3 protein-coding genes and 1 pseudogene are annotated in these 3,297 nt (G+C 73.6%); 1 reads left to right on the top strand and 3 read right to left on the bottom strand.

Going from position 1 to position 3,297, the window contains the following annotated elements; all coding sequences use genetic code 11:
- Both ACFV5N_RS26085 and ACFV5N_RS26080 read right to left on the bottom strand, forming a co-directional pair.
- Positions 1-274: pseudogene (locus ACFV5N_RS26085) on the bottom strand (GNAT family N-acetyltransferase); the annotation flags it as partial.
- 221 nt (positions 275-495) lie between these two features.
- Positions 496-1,662: a glycerophosphodiester phosphodiesterase family protein gene (locus tag ACFV5N_RS26080; RefSeq protein ID WP_385604480.1), complete on the bottom strand. Its 1,167-nt coding sequence runs from the start codon at positions 1,660-1,662 to the stop codon at positions 496-498.
- Positions 1,663-1,865: 203 nt separating this feature from the next.
- Between ACFV5N_RS26080 and ACFV5N_RS26075 the strand changes: the two genes are divergently transcribed.
- A complete protein-coding gene (locus ACFV5N_RS26075; RefSeq protein WP_385604477.1) occupies positions 1,866-2,546 on the top strand; it encodes a lysophospholipid acyltransferase family protein in 681 nt (226 codons plus the stop codon).
- A gap of 36 nt (positions 2,547-2,582) precedes the next feature.
- On the opposite strand, the gene ACFV5N_RS26070 is transcribed toward ACFV5N_RS26075, so the two are convergent.
- Positions 2,583-3,297 (bottom strand): aldo/keto reductase (locus ACFV5N_RS26070; protein ID WP_385604474.1); only part of this gene is annotated, 715 nt, incomplete at its 5' end.

Raw genomic sequence — 3,297 nt, 5'->3', positions numbered from 1 at the left:
GCATCCGGGGGTGCACGATCAGCCGGCCGATGGAGGCGGTGCCGTCGGCGTCGACGGTGCCGCGTACCGATCCCACGATCTCGGTGCCCAGCCGGGCCACCAGCACCAGACCGGCCCGCATCTCGGCGCGCAGGTCGTCCGCCGTCTGGGTCAGCGCGTCGATCTGGTAGTCCCCGGCCAGCTCGGCTTCCGCCTGGTAGCACAGGTACTGGAGTTTGAGGATCTGTTCGGCGTCCTGCTCGGCCGCCCTGTCGATCGTGACGCTCATGCCCATGTGCTCACGTCTCCCCAACGAGGTGATGGGCCGGGGCACATGAAGGAGGGTGTGCGCCACCGGCCGGTGAATGCCCTGACGGCGCCCGCCGGTTGTCCGCTCCGGGCGCCCCCAGCATTGTGCTGGCTACCGAGGCGTCTGGGGAGGGTGCGCGGGGTAACTGGCTTGTGAGATGTGCGACTGCGCTCGGGCGCATGAGCCCGCGCGGTACGGGAGAAGGGTCAGCGCCGGGCGTCGGCGGCGGCCAGCAGCACGGTGTCGGGGTGGTCGGTGTGGAGGCCGTCGATGCCCTGGTCGAGATAGGCGCGGACGGCGCCGAAGACATCGCCGTAACGTGACCCGTCGCTGCCGTCCCCGGTCCGGAAGTCGGCCGGGAGGTAGGCGTTCTCGTTGCGCAGGGTGTAGCCGTGGACGGCCAGGCCCCGGGCGTGGGCGTCGGCGACGAGGGTGGTCGGGGCGGCGAGGGTGTCGTCGGCGTGGCGCGGGACGACCAGGTCGAGGGTGGGGCCGATGAGGTGGGCGTACCCGGCGATCTCGGCCAGGCCCCCGGGGGTCACCAGATCGGCGACGGTGCGCGGGTCCCCGGCCCGCTGGAGATCGGCGGGCCGGGTCCCGGCGGCGGCGAGCAGCAGGGTGCGGCGGGTGTCGGCCCGTTCGGCCATCCGGCGCAGGCTGTCGGCCTCGAAGCTCTGGACCGTCGCGGGCGCGTCGGCGCGGTGCAGGCCGTACTCGTGCAGCAGCCCGGCCAGCGGTTCCTCGATGCCGAGGCCGAGGGCGCGGAAGTGGCCGGGGTGTTTGATCTCCAGGTAGAGCGGGACGGGCCGGCCGCGCCGCCGGCCCCGGTCCGCGGCCCACTCCAGCACCTCGCGGAGGGTGGGGACGGGCCAGTACCCGTCGTAGAGGGTGTTGTGCGGGCGGCGCCGGGGGAGGCTCTCGACGGCGCCGAGGGTGCCGAGTTCGGCGGCGGTGAAGTCCTCGGTGAACCAGCCCGTCACCTCCTCGCCGTCCACCGTTCTGGTGGTTTCCCGGTCGGCGAACTCGGGGCGGCCGGCGACATCGGTGGTGCCGGAGATCTCGTTCTCGTGCCGGCACACCAGCTGGTGGTCGCGGGTGGGGACCAGGTCCACCTCGATGGCGTCGGCGCCGAGGTCGAGGGCCAGCTGGTAGGCGCCGAGGGTGTGTTCGGGGCGGTAGCCGCTGGCGCCCCGGTGGGCGATGACGGTGGGCACCGGGACGTCCCCGGCCGCGGGCCGGGCCGCCTCCGGCCGGGCGACGGCGGCGCCCAGCAGGACGGTGGCGCCGGCCGCGGCGGCCGTCGCGCCGAGTACGGTGCGCCGGGTGAGCGACGTACCGTCGTGGTCCGGGGCCGCTGCGCGGTCTGCCGGCATGGTGCCTCCGTGGGATGTGCGTCAGGGCGATGGTAGAGAACGGGAAGCGCCCGGACGGGGACCTTCGGGTGCAGACATGACAAAGGCACATCAACATCGCGTGTCCGCTGCGTGAACCCCGTGCGCCACGAGCGCGGACACGCGAGTATCGTCCTTGAGCTGTGCGCTCCCGAGCACTGGCCACCACCCGACCGGAGGGAACCTTGTCCCGTTTCGTGCTGCTGAAGACGCTGTTCGGCCCCCTGCTGCGGCTCTTCTTCCGCCCCCGCGTGGAGGGTCTGGAGAACATCCCCGGCGAGGGCCCCGTGGTGCTGGCGGGCAATCACCTGACGTTCATCGACTCGGTCGTCCTGCCGCTCATCTCCAAGCGCCAGGTGCACTTCATCGGCAAGGACGAGTACGTCACCGGCCGCTCGCTCAAGGGCCGCGTCATGGCCTGGTTCTTCACCGGCGTCGGCATGATCCCGGTGGCCAGGGACGGCGGACACGGCGGTGTGGCGGCCCTGATGACGGGGCTGCGGGTCCTGGAGCAGGGCAAGGTCTTCGGCATCTACCCGGAGGGCACCCGCTCCCCCGACGGCCGGCTGTACCGGGGGCGCACCGGCATCGCCCGGCTCACCCTGATGTCCGGCGCCCCGGTGGTGCCGTTCGCGATGATCGGCACCGACCGGGTGCAGCCCGGCGGCAAGGGGCTGCCGCGCATCGGGCGCGGACGGCGGATCACCGTACGGTTCGGCACGCCGCTGGACTTCTCCCGGTACGAGGGCATGGACCGCGACCGCTATGTGCTGCGGGCCGTCACCGACGAGGTGATGACCGAGGTCATGCGGCTGTCCGGGCAGGAGTACGTCGACATGTACGCCACCAAGGCGCGGGCCGCCTGACGGCCGCCCCGCACGGGGGCGGCGGCCGGGCCCCGTTCAGCTCCAGGGCAGCGCGGAGCGCTCCGCCCAGTACCGTCCGGCGGGGACGGCCAGTTCGGTGAGCCGGGCCAGGTCGCGCGGGTCGAGGCGCAGCCCGGTGGCGGCCAGATTGCCCGTCAGCTGGGCGACGGTGGCCGCGCCGGAGAGCACGATGCCCGCCCACGGCCGGTGCAGCACCGCCGCGAGTGCCACGGCGTCCGGCCCGGTGCCGTAGCGGGCGGCGATCTCCCGCAGCACCGGCGGGGCGGCCTCCCCGGCCAGCCGGCCGTTCGCCATGCCCTCCTTGACGATGACGGTGAGCCCGGCGGCGTGCGCCTCGGCGAGCGCCTCCCCCGCCGAGGGCTCCAGCACGTTGAACGTGGACTGCACGGTGCGGAACAGCGGCCCTCCCTCGTACCGCAGCGCCAGAGCCGCGCGGATCGCCTCCGCCTGGGCGGGACCGCTGGTGGACAGGCCCACGTCCACGCCCGCCGCCCGCAGACCGGCCAGCCGCTCCAGCACGGCCGGGTCGGTGAGAGCCGGGCTCTGCGGGGTGACCGAGTGGATCTGGTACAGGTCAAGCCGGTCGCCGAGCAGCGCGGTGCTCTCGGCGTACTGGCGGTCGAAGGTGGCGGCGCTGTGGTCCTTCACCTCGTGGGTGTCGGCGTCGCTGCGCCAGTGGCTTTGCTTCTCCCCTCCTGGCCTCCAGGCGGTCCACCCCGGAAGGGGGCAC

Source organism: Streptomyces sp. NPDC059853, from assembly GCF_042731495.1.
Lineage (GTDB): Bacteria > Actinomycetota > Actinomycetes > Streptomycetales > Streptomycetaceae > Streptomyces.
This window is presented reverse-complemented; position numbering and strand designations above follow the sequence as displayed.